The organism is Glaciihabitans arcticus (assembly GCF_004310685.1).
GTDB lineage: Bacteria > Actinomycetota > Actinomycetes > Actinomycetales > Microbacteriaceae > Conyzicola > Conyzicola arctica.
The window spans coordinates 321,230-338,485 of record NZ_SISG01000001.1 but is presented as its reverse complement, the minus strand read 5'-3'; the positions used below and the strand labels follow the sequence as shown (position 1 = coordinate 338,485).

General features: G+C 67.7%; 11 protein-coding genes. 5 read left to right on the top strand and 6 right to left on the bottom strand.

The features are described 5' to 3' along the window. Positions 1-77 precede the first annotated feature (77 nt). Positions 78-1,631: a signal recognition particle protein gene (gene ffh / locus EYE40_RS01500; protein ID WP_130980282.1), complete on the bottom strand. Its 1,554-nt coding sequence runs from the start codon at positions 1,629-1,631 to the stop codon at positions 78-80. 82 nt (positions 1,632-1,713) lie between these two features. On the opposite strand from ffh, the gene EYE40_RS01495 reads away from it, so the two are divergent. Next, complete coding sequence (locus tag EYE40_RS01495) at positions 1,714-2,235, top strand: gamma carbonic anhydrase family protein (protein ID WP_130980281.1); 522 nt, start codon at positions 1,714-1,716, stop codon at positions 2,233-2,235. A gap of 60 nt (positions 2,236-2,295) precedes the next feature. On the opposite strand, the gene EYE40_RS01490 is transcribed toward EYE40_RS01495, so the two are convergent. Together EYE40_RS01490 and ftsY are read right to left on the bottom strand one after the other, a co-directional pair. After that, complete coding sequence (locus tag EYE40_RS01490; protein WP_130980280.1) at positions 2,296-5,577, bottom strand: hypothetical protein; 3,282 nt, start codon at positions 5,575-5,577, stop codon at positions 2,296-2,298. A 119-nt stretch (positions 5,578-5,696) separates the two neighbouring features. Beyond that, positions 5,697-6,575, bottom strand: a complete 879-nt coding sequence (gene ftsY, locus EYE40_RS01485; RefSeq protein ID WP_130980279.1) for a signal recognition particle-docking protein FtsY — start codon at positions 6,573-6,575, stop codon at positions 5,697-5,699. 102 nt (positions 6,576-6,677) lie between these two features. Between ftsY and EYE40_RS01480 the strand changes: the two genes are divergently transcribed. Next, positions 6,678-8,354: an alpha-amylase family protein gene (locus EYE40_RS01480; RefSeq protein WP_130980278.1), complete on the top strand. Its 1,677-nt coding sequence runs from the start codon at positions 6,678-6,680 to the stop codon at positions 8,352-8,354. A gap of 10 nt (positions 8,355-8,364) precedes the next feature. Continuing rightward, positions 8,365-8,802, top strand: coding sequence for a VOC family protein (locus EYE40_RS01475; protein WP_130980277.1), 438 nt, complete (start codon positions 8,365-8,367; stop codon positions 8,800-8,802). Here EYE40_RS01475 and smc read toward each other — a convergent pair. Further along, positions 8,799-12,353, bottom strand: coding sequence for a chromosome segregation protein SMC (gene smc, locus EYE40_RS01470; RefSeq protein ID WP_130980276.1), 3,555 nt, complete (start codon positions 12,351-12,353; stop codon positions 8,799-8,801). The two genes, EYE40_RS01475 and smc, sit on opposite strands and share 4 nt — an antisense overlap. 144 nt (positions 12,354-12,497) lie before the next feature. Here smc and EYE40_RS01465 point away from each other — a divergent pair, with 144 nt between their 5' ends. After that, positions 12,498-13,538 carry a GNAT family N-acetyltransferase gene (locus EYE40_RS01465; RefSeq protein ID WP_161972330.1) on the top strand — a complete coding sequence of 347 codons (1,041 nt, stop codon included), beginning with the start codon at positions 12,498-12,500 and terminating at the stop codon, positions 13,536-13,538. Then, entirely contained in the window at positions 13,535-14,566 is a 1,032-nt protein-coding gene (locus tag EYE40_RS01460; RefSeq protein ID WP_130980274.1) for a GNAT family N-acetyltransferase, read from the top strand. Before EYE40_RS01465 ends, EYE40_RS01460 begins: the two co-directional genes overlap by 4 nt. A gap of 35 nt (positions 14,567-14,601) precedes the next feature. Here EYE40_RS01460 and recN read toward each other — a convergent pair whose 3' ends face one another. Then, entirely contained in the window at positions 14,602-16,299 is a 1,698-nt protein-coding gene (recN, locus tag EYE40_RS01455) for a DNA repair protein RecN (protein WP_130980273.1), read from the bottom strand. Beyond that, positions 16,296-17,234, bottom strand: a complete 939-nt coding sequence (locus tag EYE40_RS01450) for an NAD kinase (protein ID WP_130980272.1) — start codon at positions 17,232-17,234, stop codon at positions 16,296-16,298. The genes recN and EYE40_RS01450 overlap by 4 nt, the downstream gene beginning before the upstream one ends. Between the last annotated feature and the right edge of the window lie 22 nt (positions 17,235-17,256).

The window sequence follows — 17,256 nt, the reverse complement described above, 5'->3', positions numbered from 1 at the left end:
GACCGTAGCCCTCGGATTGCGGCAATGAGGGAGCCCGGAGCGACAAACTCCCCACTTGCCGCAATGTGGCGCCAGGTCTAGCGCCCGAGGAACTTCTGCAGGCTCGCCAGCTCGTCCTCGGAGGGTCCGCCGGCCTGCTTGCCGAGGCCGAATCCTGAGCCCGACGGGGCCGCGCTGGGAGTGGCGCCGCTCGCGAGGGCCGCGTTCTCCGCAGCACGCTTGGCCGGGTTGCCCGACTTCGAGCCCTTCTTCTTGGGCTGCTGCGCCTTCGCGCCGCCGAACTTGGCGCCGGGAATCGGGCCGAGGCCGGGCATCTGCGGCATCCCGCCCTTGGCAACCGTCTTCATCATCTTGGCGGCCTGGTCGAACCGGTTGACGAGAGCGTTGACCTCGGTCACCGTGGTACCCGAGCCCTTCGCGATGCGCACGCGGCGCGAGCCGTTGAGAACCTTCGGCTGGCGGCGCTCCATGACGGTCATCGACTGGATGATCGCCTCCGTGCGCGTGATCTCGGATTCGTCGAAGTTGTCGAGCTGGTCACGCATGCCCTTGGCGCCCGGCAGCATGCCCAGCATGCTCTTGATCGAGCCCATGTTCTTGAGCTGCTGCATCTGCCCGAGGAAGTCCTCGAGGGTGAAGTTGTCGGTCGCGAGCTTCTCGGCGACCTTGCGCGACTCTTCTTCGTCGAAGTTCTTCTGCGCGGTCTCGATGAGGGTGAGGATGTCACCCAGGTCGAGGATGCGGCTCGCCATACGGTCGGGGTGGAAGGGCTCGAAGTCGTCGAGACCCTCACCGGTCGACGCGAACAGGATGGGGCGACCCGTGACCGAGGCAACGGAGAGCGCTGCACCACCGCGGGCATCGCCGTCGAGCTTGGAGAGCACCACTCCGGTGAAGTCGACGCCGTCCTGGAAGGCCTTGGCCGTCACAACGGCATCCTGACCGATCATCGCGTCGATCACGAAGAGCACTTCATCGGGGTCGGTCGCCTTGCGGATATCCGCGGCCTGCTTCATGAGCTCCGCGTCGACGCCGAGGCGGCCGGCGGTGTCGATGATGACCACGTCGTACTGCTTGTCCTTCGCGTGCTTGAGCGCCTGCTTCGCGACCTTGACCGGGTCGCCCTTGCCGTTGCCGGGCTCGGGGGCGAAGACGGCGACACCGGCCTGCTCGGCTACGACCTGCAGCTGCGTGACGGCGTTGGGGCGCTGGAGGTCGGCGGCGACCAGGAGCGGCGTGTGGTTGTCGGCGGCGAGCCACTTGGCCAGCTTGCCGGCGAGGGTCGTCTTACCGGCACCCTGCAGGCCAGCCAGCATGATGACGGTCGGCGCGGTCTTGGCGAACTGGATGCGACGGCTCTCGCCACCGAGGATCGTCACCAGTTCGTCGTTGACGATCTGCACGACCTGCTGTGCGGGGTTCAGGGCCTTGGAGACCTCGTCACCGAGGGCGCGCTCGCGCACCCTGCCGGTGAAGTCCTTGACGACGTCGAGCGCGACGTCGGCTTCTAGCAGCGCGCGACGGATCTCGCGGACGGTGCCGTCGACGTCTGCGGCGCTGAGTTTTCCCTTGCCGCGAAGGTTCTTGAAGGTATCGGCGAGACGATCCGAGAGGTTTCCAAAGGTGGCCATAGTGCCTCCAGTTTAAGGGCGACTGTCAAGCAAAGGGACCACACGTTGCGTTTGGGGGCCGCCAGTGACTTAACCTTATGGAATGCCCCTTATTGTTCCCTTCGGAAACGTGTCTCCGAAGATTGATGCAACAGCGTGGGTCGCCCCGAATGCGACCCTCATCGGATCGGTGACACTCGATCCCCACTCCAGCGTGTTCTACGGCTCCGTCATCCGTGCCGACACCGACCAGATTCGTATCGGAGCCGGCAGCAACATCCAGGACAACGTGTCGATGCACACCGACACCGGCCTCGTGCTGAGTGTCGGATCGCGGGTCAGCGTCGGCCACGGTGCCGTGCTGCACGGCTGCACGATCGAGGACGACTGCCTCATCGGCATGGGTGCGACGATCCTGAACGGTGCCGTCGTCGGCGCCGGGTCCCTCGTCGCCGCCGGCGCGGTTGTGCTCGAGTACACCGCGATCCCCGCCAACTCGCTCGTGACCGGCGTTCCGGCCAAGGTCGTGCGCCAGCTCTCGGAGGACGAGCGGATGAGCCTCATCGAGAACGCCCGCCACTACGCGGAGCTGAGCCACGCGCACAAGGTCGCCAACGGGGGCTAGTGCCCAACAGACGCAAGAGCCCGCCGACCGGAGGTCGACGGGCTCTCCTGCGTTCTGGCCCTACCGCACGACCGCCGTGGCAGCCGAGCGGTCCGACGCGTCGGAGCTGAAGCCCTGGCGGGTCGCCGTGATCTCGACGGTGATGACCGCACCGACGTGCTCCCAGGTGGGGACGAAGGTCTTCGCGGTCGAGAGCTGCACGAGCACGGGTGTCTCGTCTCCAAAAGTCGCGTACCACGCGTACTTCTTCGCAATTCCGGTTGCGCTCCAGGTATCCCCCGTTGCCGTGAGTACCGAGCCGGACTTCGCCGTACCGGTGATCCGAGGCGCCGTCACCGAGGTGATCGCGCCGGGGACTACGGCTGCGGTGGGAGCACTGAACGTGGTACCCGACGCGTATCCCGACTTCGATACAGCGATGCGGGCCGTTATCGTCTTGCCGATCGTCGCCGCGCCGACGACGTACTTCGTCGAGGTCGCGCCGGCGATGGGCAGGCCGTCCGCGTACCAGCGATAGGTGCGCTTGGTTCCGCTCGAGGGAGTGCTCTTCACGGCACCGCCCGAGATGGTGAGGGTCGCCCCGACCGTGGCTGAGCCCGTGACCGTGGGCACTCCCGTCACGGCGACGAGCTTCTTGCCCACGATAGCTGTCGCGGCACTCGTGCGAACTGTCGGCGCGAGCCCCGTTTTTGTAGCCGTGACGCGCACGCTCAGTCGCTTGAGGTAGTCGCTCGACGTGACCCGGTAGGTCGAGGCGGTCGCCTTGCTGATCGCCGTGCCGTTGCGCAGCCACTGGTAGCCGAACGTCACACCGGACGGCGAGGCGTCGGTGACGACCGTGCTGAGCAGCTTGTTGACGTTCGCGCGACCCGAGATCGTCGCATCGAAGGAGATGACGGTCGCCGGAACCCCGGCGAGTTCGAACGTGTCCGAGTAGGCCTTCTGGATGTTGACGTTGAGATCCTTGTTCTCCGTACCGTTGTAGAGGGTGGCGTCGCCGGTGTCGGCGATGAGCTCCACCGCAGCACCCGCCGCGAGGTTCGCGGGCAGGGGTGCGATGGATTCCCATGAACCCGTGGTCGCGGCATCCGTATCGGGCAGGGCGCGGTTGAACGCGGGCTGGGTCAGCGGGTCGCCATCCCAGGTGTAGAGCGCCCAGCTGTTCTCTACGGCGCCGGGGCCGGCGGAGATGAGGTACTGGTCGGCCGCGTTCTTCGCGATCGCTCGGATAGTGCGTCCGCCGAGATCGAGCAGGATCGGCGCGCCGAAGGCGGCCTGGCTTGCCTCCCCGCCGACGAGCGCGGGCAGGTTGGTCACCGGCACGATGAGCGCGTTCTGGTCGGCGCCGATCGACGGGGCACGGAATCCGAAGTACGCGGTCGTGGTGCTGCCCGGTGCGAACTCGAAGCCCTCGATGTTGAAGCCGCTCGGCGGGTTGGGCAGAACGCCCTCCGCGGTCGCCGCGACGAAGCCGAGCGTGTTGGCGCCGAGACCGTGACCGTTGGTCGAGTCCCAGTCGCGCAGCTGGCTCCAGAGTCCCGAGAAGCTCGAGCCGTATGCCAGTTCGGTGGATGCGCCTTCGCCCGTGACCGTCGTCGAGAACACGTTGCGGCGCTCGACCTTGACGCCTCCCGTGCGCGAGTTGCCGTGCGATCCCGTCCAGTAGATGACGTTACCGACGCGATCAGCACCCTCGATGTCGATCTCGGAGCCGGCGATCGCCGGGAACGAGAACTCCTTGACGGCGTATCCCGAGACGCCCTGCTTGTACAGGCCGATGGTCTGGTTCTCGTCGTTCGCGGTGAGGATGTAGCCGTCGCCGGCCTCGACGATCGTCGAGGTGTCGGACGAGCCGTAGTAGTAGAAACCGGTCGATGACGCGAGCGCACCCGAGGCCGAGTAGGTCAGCGTCGCCGTGCCCGTGTTCCCGTCGGCGTCGGTGACCGTGAAGGTCAGCGCGGCGCGGTAGCCGCGCGCCCTGGGGGTGACCGTGACGGTGCGCTCGGCGCCGGACCCGGTGATGGAGACGTCATCCTCATCAACGACGTCGGAGTTCGAAGTACCGGTGATGGCGACGGTCAGGTCAGCCGCGGCCGTCTCCTCGTCGGAGACGATGAAGGTCGTCGTCGGGTTGTCGGTGCGGCCGACGGTGCCGGCGGTCTCGGCGCGCGAGAAGACGATGATCGGCAGGTTGGCCGGTTCCTCGGGCACCTCGGGTGCGACCGGGTTCCAGCCGGCCGGTGCGAGCGCCACGCCCCGGTAGGAGGTAGTGCCGGTCGAGGTCGAGAGCACTGTCGCATCCGAGAAGATCGCCGCGCCCTGGGCTGCGGCGGTGTCGGTGACCGAGACGAGCGAGTTGCCCACGGCCGAACCCTGCACGACGAACAATTCGGCGGCGCCGTTGTTGACGCGAGCGGTGAGCGACTGGGCGGCGATCGGACGCGTGCCGCGGGCGGTCCAGGCAGTGCCGTTCGAGGTGAACTTGGCGATGCCCACCGCACCCTCCGCGATGACGTAGGCGGTGTCGACTCCGGGCACGGTTGCGTCGACGTCGAGCAGCGCGAAGTCGGTCGGTGTGCCTGCGAGCGTGAACGCGGCGGTCGGTGCGGTCGATGTCGTGGGCAGGTTCGGCCAGAAGCCAAGACCCTTGACAGGGGTCTTGTCGGAGGTGGCGAACAGCTTGCCGTCGGCGATGTCGACGACGCGGGTATTGGCCCAGGCGCCGGAGACGGACGTGGCGTTCGCACCGCCGAGGTCGACGCGCAGCACGCCGCCGGCGGGGGTGCCGTCGGCACCGTTGCCCGTGACGTAGAACGCGCTGCCGTCTGCGCTGGTCGCGGCGCGGGAGTGACTGAGGCTCATAGCGGCACCGAGCCCGGTGCTGGTGTCTGCGGCGCCGGTGTTGTCGACGCGTCCGATGACGCGTTCGAGGGCTGCTGCGGTCGAGTCCTTCGGGTCGCCGGCGGTGTACGAGCCCGGGGCTCCCGCGTAGCCGGTGAGCACGAGATAGCGTCCGTCGGCGGAGCGCTTGAGGTAGCCCTGCGCACTCGAGGATCCACTGAGCGACAGCGGCTTGTTGGTTCCGTCCGCCGCCGCGGGAAGCGACACCGTCGGCTTCGACGAGGCGGTGCCGTCCGAGTTGACGGTCACGAGCGAGGGCGTGGCGAGTCCCGTTCCGCCCGCCGTGTCGACGGAGACGACGACCAGCTCGGCGGAGTCAGCGGCGAAGGCGGGAGCACCCGAGAAGGCCACACCCGACAGGGTGAGCACAGCGGTGGTGAACCAGGCGGCGGGCTTGCTGAGTCGCGGAAGCCGCGAACTCTCGGTCGAGCGTGAGAACACGGGACATCCTTTGGGCAGCGTGACGGAACCGCGCAACAGCGCGCTACACAGCACCGTATTGTGCGTCCAGAGGCACCCAGCCCGATGTCACCGAGCGTTCACCCGGCGCGTGCAGAACGTTAACCGACGAGGTTCGCCACGAAGACGTGGGGCGTGAAGCCGGTGAGGTCGTTGATTCCCTCACCCTGCCCGACGAGTTTGATCGGGATGCCCGTGCGCTCCTGAACCGCGAGAACGAAGCCGCCCTTGGCCGAGCCGTCGAGTTTCGAGATGACGAGTCCGGTGACTCCCGCGTGCTGGATGAAGGCCTCGGCCTGGGCGACACCGTTCTGCCCGGTCGTGGCGTCGAGCACGAGCAGCACCTCGGCGATCTCGGTCTGCTTCTCGATCACCCGGCGGATCTTGCCGAGCTCGTCCATCAGCCCGCTCTTGGTCTGGAGCCGGCCTGCCGTGTCGATGATGCAGATCTCGATGCCCTCGCGGGTCGCGAACTCGACGGTCTGGAACGCGACAGAGGCCGGATCCTGTCGTTCCATCTGCGGGCGCACGATCTGCGCTCCCCCGCGCTCGGCCCAGGTCGCGAGCTGCTCGACGGCAGCCGCGCGGAACGTGTCGGCTGCCCCCACAACGACGGTTCGCCCGTGCCCGACCAGGAACCGGGCGAACTTGCCGATCGTTGTGGTCTTGCCGACTCCGTTGACTCCCACGACCAGCACAACCGCGGGACGCGCGCTGAGAGTGAGGGTGGGGTCGTAGGCGGCGAAACGTTCCTCGAGGCTTTCGCGCAGCATCCTCTTCAGATCGGCGGGGTCTGTCGTCTTGTATTTGTCGACGTTCGCGCGCAGCTGCGAGATGACCGAGTCGGTGATGTCCGGGCCGAAGTCGGCCGAGATGAGGGCGTCTTCGAGGTCCTCCCACGTGTCGTCGTCGATGGTCTTCTTCGCGAACATGCCGCGGAGGGCGCCGCCGAGGGACCAGGGGGTGGAGCGTTCAGCCATGGGTAACAGGGTACCGGCACGGCACCACCGGCCGGAGAGGCGCCCTGAGGGTTCCCTGACAGGGGACGCAAAGAGAGCCCCTACCTCAATAGCGTGGGTGGGATGCGAATCACCGACACAAGCGACCTGTGGTGGAAGACTGCTGTCATCTACTGCCTCGACGTCGAGACCTACATGGACTGGAACGGAGACGGCATCGGCGACTTCGAGGGCCTCTCCCACCGCATGGACTACCTGCAGGAGCTGGGTGTCACCTGCCTGTGGCTGATGCCGTTCTATCCGACACCCGACAAGGATGACGGCTATGACGTCACCGACTTCTACGGAGTCGACCCGCGGCTCGGCAATCACGGCGATATCGTCGAGGTGATCCGCACTGCCCGCGACCGCGGTATGCGCGTCATCATCGACCTGGTCGTCAACCACACCTCCGACCAGCACCCGTGGTTCAAGGCCTCGCGCGCAAGCCTCGACAACCCGTACCGCGACTACTACGTCTGGCAGAAGAAGAAGCCGGCCAAGGAGCCGGAGCCGGTGTTCCCCGACAAGGAGGACAGCATCTGGGAGCTCGACGAGAAGACCGGCGAGTACTACCTGCACAGCTTCTACAAGTTCCAGCCCGACCTCAACGTCACCAACCCGAAGGTGCGCGACGAGATCGCCAAGATCATGGGCTTCTGGCTGCAGATGGGCGTCTCGGGGTTCCGCCTCGACGCCGTGCCCTTCCTGCTCGACACCTCGGGCGCCTCCCCCGCTGCGGGTGAGCTCGGCGACCCGATGGAGTACTTCCGATCGCTGCGTTCCTTCCTCGGCCGTCGCTCGGGCGAGGCGATCATGCTCGGTGAGGTGAACGTCGAGCGCAAGGACCAGCTCGACTTCTACGGGGGCACCGACGGCGATGCACTCACCATGCAATTCGATTTCATTGTGATGCAGAACCTGTACCTGTCGCTGGCGAGAGAGGATGCATCCCCTCTCGTCGACGCGATAGCGTCTCGTCCGGCAACCCACGTCGAGTCCCAGTGGGCCAACTTCGTGCGTAACCACGATGAGCTCACACTGGACAAACTGAGTGACGAGGAACGCGAGGAGGTCTTCGCCGCCTTCGGCCCCGAGGAGGAGATGCAGGTCTACGGCCGAGGCATCGTGCGTCGCCTGCCGTCTATGCTGCACGGCGACCCGCGCCGAATCCGCATGGTCTACAGCCTGCTGTTCTCCCTGCCGGGCACCCCCGTGCTGTTCTACGGCGAGGAGCTGGGCATGGGCGAGAACCTGAAGATCGAGGGTCGCAGCTCGGTGCGCACCCCGATGCAGTGGGACGCGTCAGCGAACGGCGGCTTCTCTTCGGCCAGCCCCCGCAAGCTCACCGCACCGGTCACCGAGGGCGGCTTCTCCCCCGAGCACATCAATGCAAGCGCCCAGCGTCACGACCCCGACTCTCTATTGCACTTCATGCGGCGTCTCATCGAGCGCTACCGGGCCTCCGCCGAGATCGGCTGGGGCGAGTTCGCTGTCATCAAACAGGATGCGCCCTCCGTGCTCGTGCACTCGATGGCGAATGGCGAGGGGCGCCTGGTCGCCCTGCACAATCTCGCGAGCGAGCCGGCGGGTGTCACGTTCAGGCTCACGGATCTCGACGAGGGCACAAAGCTCGTCGACCTGCTGCTCGACGGCACGTCGTTCCACCCCGAGGAGGATGGCACCGTGCACGTCGCGCTCGACGGCTACGGGCACCGCTGGCTGCGGGTGCTGACGCCGGGCGAGAAGCGGTTGGGCTAGCATTCCCCGCATGACCATCAAGTTGGAGAACATCGGCATAGCCGTGCGTGACATCGAGGCGACGATCGCCTTCTTCACCGACCTCGGCCTGACCCTCGTCGGCCGCGACGAGGTCAGCGGCGAGTGGGCGGACACCGCCGTAGACCTGGACGGCAACCACGCGAAGATCGCGGTTCTGCAGACTCCGGATGGGCACGGGCAGATCGAATTGTTCGAGTACATCCACCCGGAGGCGGTCGAGTCGAAGCCGACCCGCCCCAACGACATCGGCATGCACCGCATCGCGTTCTCGGTCGACGACATCGACGCTGCTCTCGAGATCGCGGCGAAGCACGGCTGCTTCCCCCTGCGGGGCGTCGCCAACTACCAGGACGTCTACAAGCTGACCTACCTGCGCGGCCCGAGCGACATCATCGTGATGCTCGCCCAGGACCTCACGAAGAGCTAGCTCGCTTCGCGACCGACCCGCTGGCCGACGACGGCGCTGATGCCGTCCGACCGCATCGAGACGCCGTAGAGCGCATCCGCGATCTCCATCGTGCGCTTCTGGTGGGTGATGACGATGAGCTGGCTGGTCTGGCGCAGGTCTTCGAAGATCTGCAGCAGGCGCCCGAGGTTCGCGTCATCGAGCGCTGCTTCGACCTCATCCATAATGTAGAACGGGCTGGGGCGCGCCTTGAAGATCGCAATCAGCAGGGCGACGGCCGCGAGGCTGCGCTCGCCACCGCTCAGCAGCGAGAGGCGCTCGATCTTCTTGCCGGCCGGACGCACGCTGACCTCGATGCCGGTCGTGAGCATGTTCTCGGGATCGGTCAGGTGGATGCTGCCGGTGCCGCCCGGGAACAACACCGGGAAGACCTGGTTGAAGGCGGCCCTGGTGTCCTCGAAGGCCGCCGAGAAGATGTCCTCCATCTTCTCGTCGATCTCCTCGATGATCGTGAGCAGGTCCTTGCGGGTGTTGGTGAGGTCGGTGAGCTGCTCGGTAAGGAACTTGTGACGTTGCTCGAGGGCCGCGAACTCCTCGAGGGCGAGCGGGTTCACTCGACCGAGCTGGGCGAGCTTGCGCTCGGCTTTGGCGAGGCGGGCCTCCTGCTCGATGCGGACGTAGGGCACCGTGGTCGGGTCCGTCTCGGCTTCGCTTGACGTGGTCTCGGCAGGCTCGATTTCCGGGGCGCCGTCTATCGGCACCGGCACCTCGGGGCCGTACTCGGCGACGAGCACATCCTCGACGAGTCCGAGCTCTTCGCCGGCGCGCTCGAGCAGGGTCGACAGGTGCAGCTTCTTCTCATAGATCTGCATTTCGAGGCCGTGCACGTTCTCGCTGACCGCGTGCAGGCGCTCGCGCAGCGAAGTCTCCTGGCGACGCAGCTCGGCGAGCTCCTCGTTCTGGGCGGAGCGCTCTGACTCGGCCTCGGCAAGATCGAAGCGCGCCTGCGACACCGAGCGGTCGACGGCATCCAGAACGGCGGGCAGGGCCTCGACGACGAAGGTGGCCGACGCGATCTGGCGCTGGCGCAGCACCGCGAGTCGGGCGTGTTCCTCCGCTGCCGCGCGGTCCGCTTCCAACTGTTGGCCGAGGGATGCCGCGCGCGCAAGCTCCGCGCGAACCCTTTCGCGAATCGTCTCGAGTTGAATGCGCTGCTCGAGCTCGGCCGCGCGCGCGCCGTCAACCTCGAGGAGTACCGCGTCGCGGTTGGAGACGTCGAGCATGGGCCGGGGCGTCGCGTCGTACTGGTCGTGTTCGGCCTTGGCGCGGTCCACATCCGCCTCTGCGGTGCGCACGGTCTCGGCAGACATCGACACCGCTGCGGACAGTCGCTCCCACTCGGCCTGCGCGGCCTCGAGCTGGATGCGGAAGCGTCCGAGCTGCTCGCTCTGCGCGGCGAGCGCGGCGTCGAACTCCCGAAGGGCGGTGAGGGCCGTCGTCGCATCCACCCTGGCCGCCTCGAGGCCCGCCCGCTTCTCGGCGAGCAGGAAGCGCGTGCGCTCGATCTGCGTTGTCACGACCTCGAGACCCGCGGCCGCGGCATCCCGTTCAGCGACGAGTTCGAGACGTGAGCGTTTGGCGCCGGAACCACCGCGCAGCACGTAGCGGGTCAGCACGTCGCCAGAGCGGGTCACGAAGGTGAGGTCGGATTCCGCGAGCGCGGGGTCGGCGAAGACACGGCGGGCGACGTCGAGGTCGTCGGTGATGACGACGGACGCGAGCAGACCGCGCACGCCGTCGGGGGCCTCGATGACATCCTGGGCGAGTCGTGCGCCCTCGCCGAAGTCGCCGGAGGCCACGTTCACGCGACCCGAGTCGGCCACGACGACCTCGACCCGGCCGAAGTCGCGGCTCGCGGACTGCTCGAGGGCGGAGATGGCGGAGTCACGGTTCTCAGCCAGCACGGCATCGGCGAGCGACCCGAGCGCGGCGGCGATGGCCGCCTCGAACCCGGGCTCGATCTTCACGTGCTCGGCGACGAGTCCGCGGATGCCGTCGAGGTTCGCGGCGACCAAAGCGGTCGAGCCGTCTTTCTGGTCGACGGCGAGGGAGAGTGCCGAGTTGCGGGCGGCGAGGCCGTCCCGCTCACGCTCGGAGGTGTGCAGGTCATCCCGAACCGTCTCGATCTCGACCAGAAGGGCAGCGACCGCGGCTTCGGCCTCTTCGTAGGCCTTGTCGAGCGACCCGTCGCCGGCCTCACTCGTGGCGGCCTCCGCTTCGAGGGCGACGAATTCGACGCGGGTGGCGTCGCGACGCTCCTCCGCGAGTTCGAGGGCGTTCTTCTGGCGCAAAAGCTCACCGCGCGTGGCGGCCAGCTTGGACTGGGCGACCTCGACGCGGCTCGCGTGGCCAGCCAGCTCGAGGGCGTGGCGGGAGACGAGAGCGCTCTGCGCCGAGATCTCCTCGTCGAGCGAGTCGAGAGAAGCGCGTGCGGTGGCGGATGCCGCGGCAGCCCGCCCCACGGACTCCTCCGCTTCGGCGACCTCACCCTGCAGCCGCGCGGCCTCCGCCTTGGCGTCATCGACCATGCTCTGGCTGACGGAGGTGCCGATGGACGCCGAGCCGCCCTCCTGGCCGAGCAGCGCGAGGCGCTGGTTGGCGAGGGAGTACAGGCCGCGCAGGCGCTCCTGCACCGACTCGAGCCCGAAGGCGGTGCGGCGGGCGATGTCGACGGCGTCACCGATCTGGGCCTGCTCGATGCGGCCCTCGCGCAGCTTGGCCTGGTCGAGCTGCTCCTGCAGCACGATGCGCTCGGTCTTGCGCTCGCTCTCGCTACGACTGGACACGGTGATCGCGGAGCGGAGTTCGACCACTTCGTCGGCCAGGAGGCGAGCGCGGGCATCCCGAACAATCGAGGCGATCGACTGGGCCTCGCGTGCGATCTCGGCCTGGTGACCGAGCGGCTTGAGCTGGCGACGGATCTCGCCCGCTAGATCGGACAGGCGCGTGAGGTTGGCCTGCATCGCGTCGAGCTTGCGGATGGTCTTCTCTTTGCGGCGGCGGTGCTTGAGGATTCCAGCGGCCTCCTCGATGAAGCCGCGGCGCTCCTCGGGGGTCGCGCGCAGCACGTTGTCGAGCTGGCCCTGGCCGACGATAACGTGCATCTCGCGGCCGAGACCGGAGTCGGAGAGCAGCTCCTGCACATCGAGCAGGCGGCAGGCCTCGCCGTTGATCGCGTACTCGCTGCCACCGTTGCGGAACAGCGTGCGGCTGATCGCAACCTCGGTGTAGTCGATTGGCAGCGCACCGTCGGTGTTGTCGATGGTGAGGATGACCTCGGCGCGGCCCAGCGGACCCTTGGTCGCCGTGCCCGCGAAGATGACGTCCTCCATCTTTCCGCCGCGGAGCGTCTTGGCGCCCTGCTCGCCCATGACCCAGGCGAGCGCGTCGACGACGTTGCTCTTGCCGGAACCGTTCGGGCCGACGACACACGTGACGCCCTGCTCGAACGCGAAGGTGGTCGGTTGCGCGAAGGATTTGAAGCCCTTGAGGGTGAGGCTCTTGAGATACACGCGCACACCCTTTCTTCCGGCCGGAAAGTCTCGGTATACGGTACCCGACTCCACGGCCCTTCCCTTCTACAACAAACCGGTTGCGATCCGTTTCGTCGGGCCCCTGCGGATGTATTCTGGTCGGCTGCCCGGATGGAGGACCGCATGAGTGACCACCTGGTCGAAGAGATACTGCCCCCTGTTTCCGTCGACGTGCCCGAGGCCGCCGACTTCCTCGCCGCGGTGGACGTCAAGAACGCCCTCGAGCTCGAGGGGTATGGCACCGACGAACTGAGCTATACCGCCGCCGAGTCGCTGCCGGGCTGGCACGACGAGACGCAGCCCATCCGCTTGTTCGTCGTGCGGGCCGACGGGCGCATCGTGGCCCGGGTGTTCTTCAGCACGCTTCGGGATGACGTCACCGGCACCGCATGGCTCGGCGGAGGGGTGCTCCCGGACTACCGCAACCGCGGCATCGGCTCTGCGCTGCTCTCGCACGTCGAGTCCATCGCCCGCGAGGCCGGACTGAAGCGGCTCATCCTCTACGTCGTGTCCGCGGATGGCCCGGGCGACCGCCTCGTGCCGCCGACCGGCTTCGGATCGGTTCCCCGCGACAACGCGGAGGTGCGCTTCCTTGTGGCGCGCGGCTTCGCCCTCGAGCAGGTGGAGCGCGCCTCGCGGCTCGCCCTACCGGCACGTGTGTCCTTCACCGTGCCCGCGGGCTACCGCGTTCACACGTGGGTCGGTCGCACCCCGGAGAACTGGCTCGCCGACGTCGCGCACCTGCTCACGCGCATGAGCACGGACGCCCCCAGCGCCGGGCTGGAGGAACCGGAAGACGTCTGGACGGCCGACCGCCTCCGCGAGAACCAGGAGCGCTTCGAGGCGAGCCCGCGAACGGAGCTGTTTGCCGTCGTCGAGCACGAGGCATCCGGTCGACTGGTCGGATTCAGCGTGCTGTCGGCACCGGCCGAACTCGACCGCCCGGTCGGGCAGGAAGACACTCTGGTGTTGGCCGAGCATCGGGGGCACCGGCTCGGCATGCTGCTCAAGACCGCGAACATCGAGCACCTGCAGAGGGCGCGGCCGGGGCATCCCGCAATCATCACGTTTAATGCAGAAGAGAACCGCCACATGCTCGATGTGAACGAAGCCGTGGGCTTCGTACCCATCGGGTACGAAGGCGCGTGGAAGAAGGAACTATGACATTCACCATCGAACAACTAGTGATCCCGGCGACCGTCGACGAAGCCTTCGCCGAGATGGTCCGGGTGCGTAACGAGATCGAGGCCGAGTCCGTCGGTAACCATGACCTGTCGCTCGAGCCGGCCGAGTTGCTGCCGATGTATCAGCGCTCGTGGCAGCCGAAGGTCGCGCTCGTGGCACGGGTGGACGGCCGCATCGTCGGTCGCGCCATCTACGACACCGACCCGCCCGACGACCCGACACCGGTCGGCTGGATCTCCATCGAAGTACTCCCGGACTTCCGGCGGCGAGGTATCGGCGCCGCTCTCTACGACGCGCTGCTCGCCCTCGCCGCCAGCGAAAGTAAGACCGTGCTGCAGGGAGAGTCCCCGCAGAAGGCAACCGAGGGGCCCGTGCTGGAGTCGCCCACCGGTTTCGGCTCAGTGCCCCGCGACTCGGCTTCGACGAGGTTCGCCCTTGCCCGCGGCTTCAGCCTCGAACAGGTGGCGAGGATGTCGCGGCTCGACCTGCCGTTCACTCCCGCACCGCTGCCGCTCGCCCCGGACTACCACCTCGAGTCGTGGGCGGGGCGGACGCCCGTTGCTTTCTTGGAGGCGATCGCGCTTCTCCGTACCCGCATGCAGACCGACGCACCCTTCGCCGGGCTCGAGCCGGATGACAACCCCTGGACCGCCGAACGGGTGTCCGAGGAGGACGATGCGCTGGAATCGAGCCCCCGCGTGACCCTCACAACCCTCGCCGTGCACACGGCCACCGGCGCCGCGTCGGGCTTCACGGAGCTCACGGTGCCGCCCGAGCTGCGCCGCCCGGTCATGCAGGGCGACACGATCGTGCTCAAGGAGCACCGCGGTCACCGGCTCGGGATGATCCTCAAGCTCGCCAACCTCGCGTTTCTGGACCAGCACGCTCCGGGACACCCGTCGGTGACCACATTCAACGCCGAGGAGAACCGGCCGATGCTGTCGGTCAACGAGGAGATCGGGTTCGTCGCGTGGGGCTACGAGGGTGTCTGGAAGAAGGTGCTCTAGGCGCCGTAGATCGAGCTCGTCGAGATCAGGCCGAGCTAGCTATCCAGCGCCCGCGCCGTCTCGATGAGCTCGCGCGCGTGCTGCAGCCCGCTCTCGGAGTCGGGCAGGCCGGAGAGCAGGCGCGCCATCTCGGCGATCCGCTCCTCGCCGTGCAGCTGAGTGACACTGCTCGCGGTGACGGATCCGTCGCTGTCCTTGGTGACGCTCAGGTGGTTGGTGGCGAAGGCCGCCACCTGGGCGAGGTGCGTGACGACGATGACCTGAGCCGTGCGGCTGAGGCGGGCCAACCGGCGACCGATCTCGATCGCCGAGGCACCGCCGACGCCGGCGTCGACCTCGTCGAAGATGAATGTGGGCACGGGGTCGCTTCCGGCGATCACGACCTCGATCGCGAGCATCACCCGCGAGAGCTCGCCACCCGAGGCGCCACGGCCGAGCGGACGCGGGTCGGCGCCCGAGTGCGGCTGCAGCAGGATCGCCACCTGATCCTTGCCGGTGAGTGAATACTCGGAGCGATCCGTCACTTCGACGGTCACCCGAGCACTCGCCATGGCCAGCGCGGCCAGCTCGCCCGTGACGCGCTCCGACAGGCGCACGGCGTAATCGCGACGAAGCTCGCTCAGGCGCGCGGCGAGGTCGACGAGGTCGGCCCGGTCCGCCTCGACCTGGCTGCCGAGGGCGTCGATGCGGTCGGAGTCGTTGTCGAGCTCGAGCAGGCGTCCGCTGCCGGTGTCGAGGTAGTCGATGACCTCGTCGAGCGACGTCCCGAACTTGCGCACGAGGGCCGCGAGCTCGGAGCGACGCTCCTGCACCGACTCGAGTTCGCGTCCGCCGTCGCTGTCGAGACCGCTGAGGTAGGTGGAGAGCAGGCCGGAGACCTCGGTCACGGCGACGGTTGCCACGGTGAGGGCTTCGGTGATGGGCGCGAGGGACGGGTCGTGATCGACGACCCGCTCGATCTGGCGACGCGCGGAATCGAGGAGAGTGAGGGCATCCGGAGCATCGTCGCCCGCCTGGGCCGACACAAGCTCGAGCGACTGGGCCGCGGCGAGGCGCAGGTCTTCGAGGTTGGTGAGGCGGTCCGAGCGCTCGGAGAGCTCGACGTCTTCTCCACGGCGGGGCGCGGCGTTCTCGATCTCGGTCATGGCGACGCGCAGCTCTTCGGCCTCGCGCTGCCGTCGGTCGCGCTCCGCGACCAGCACGTCGAGCTCGCCCTGGTTGGACTGCCAGCGGCGGTAGGTCTCCTGGTAGCTGCCGAGCAGCGTCGCGAGCTCTGTACCGGCGAAGCGATCGAGCGCCTCGCGCTGCGCCGTCGCCGAACGAAGGCGCACCTGGTCGGACTGCCCGTGCACAACGACCAGCTGCTGGCCGATCTCACCCAGAACACCGACGGGTGCCGCCCGCCCGCCGACGACCGCACGACTGCGACCCTCCTGCGATACGGAACGACCGAGGATGAGCTCGCCGTCATCGAGATCGCCGCCGGCGTCGCGCACCCGTTCAGCTACCGCTCCCCCGTCGTCGATCTGCCAGTGACCCTCCACGACAGCCGAGTCGGCTCCGGATCGGATCGCCGCAGCGTCTGACCGCTCACCGAGCAGCAGGCCGAGGGCCGTGACGACCATGGTCTTGCCCGCGCCAGTCTCGCCGGTGATGGCTGTGAAGCCGGGGCCGAGCGGCAGCCGCGCCTCACCGATGACACCGAGGTTGCGGATCGAGATCTCTTCGATCACTGCCCGCCCTCCTCGCCGATCGGGCCGCGCCAGCCGGTGACCGGCAGGTTGAACTTGCGTACGAGACGATCAGTGAAGGGACCCTGCGACAGGCGTGCGAGGCGCACCGGAACCGGCGAGCGGCGCACGACAACACGAGCGCCGCGGGGCAGGTCACGCGAGCGGCGACCGTCGCACCAGAGCACACCGGTGCCCTGGGTGCGGTCGAGAACCTCGACGGCGAGGGCGGAATCCGGTCCAACGACGAGGGGGCGCGCAAAAAGAGCGTGTGGGCTGAGCGGCACGAGCAGCATCGCGTCGAGGCTCGGCCAGACAACGGGACCGCCGGCGGAGAACGCGTAAGCGGTCGAGCCGGTCGGCGTCGACATAACGACGCCGTCGCAACCGAACGAGCTGAGCGGACGCCCGTCGATCTCGATGACGACCTCGAGCATTCGCTCGCGGCTGGCCTTCTCCACGGTTGCCTCGTTGAGGGCCCAGGTCTCGTAGATCACCTCGGCGTTGACTTTGACGCGTACGTTGAGCGTCATCCTCTCTTCGACCAGATAGTCGCGCGCCAGCGCGCGGGTCACGGTCTCGGTGAGGTCTTCGCGCTCGCTCTCCGCGAGGAAGCCCACGTGCCCGAGGTTGACCCCGAGCAGGGGCGCCGAGCAGCCGCGCGTGAGTTCGGCGGCACGCAGGATGGTGCCGTCACCGCCAAGCACGATGACGAGCTCGAGGTCGCCGATCTTCACCCCGTCGCCGTTCGCCGATTGGCTCAGTATCTGCATCGGTTCGAGTGCACCGTTGAACGCGACGACCTCGGCGTGTTCCTCGGCGGTGAGCACGGGGCTGATGCCCGCGTCGAGCAGTTGCTTGCAGACCTGCGCGGCCGCGGACAGCGAGTCCTGTCGACCCGTGTGCGCGACGACAAGGATGTGCCGGTCAGTAGTCACGTTGCGGCAACCCTCCAGCTCG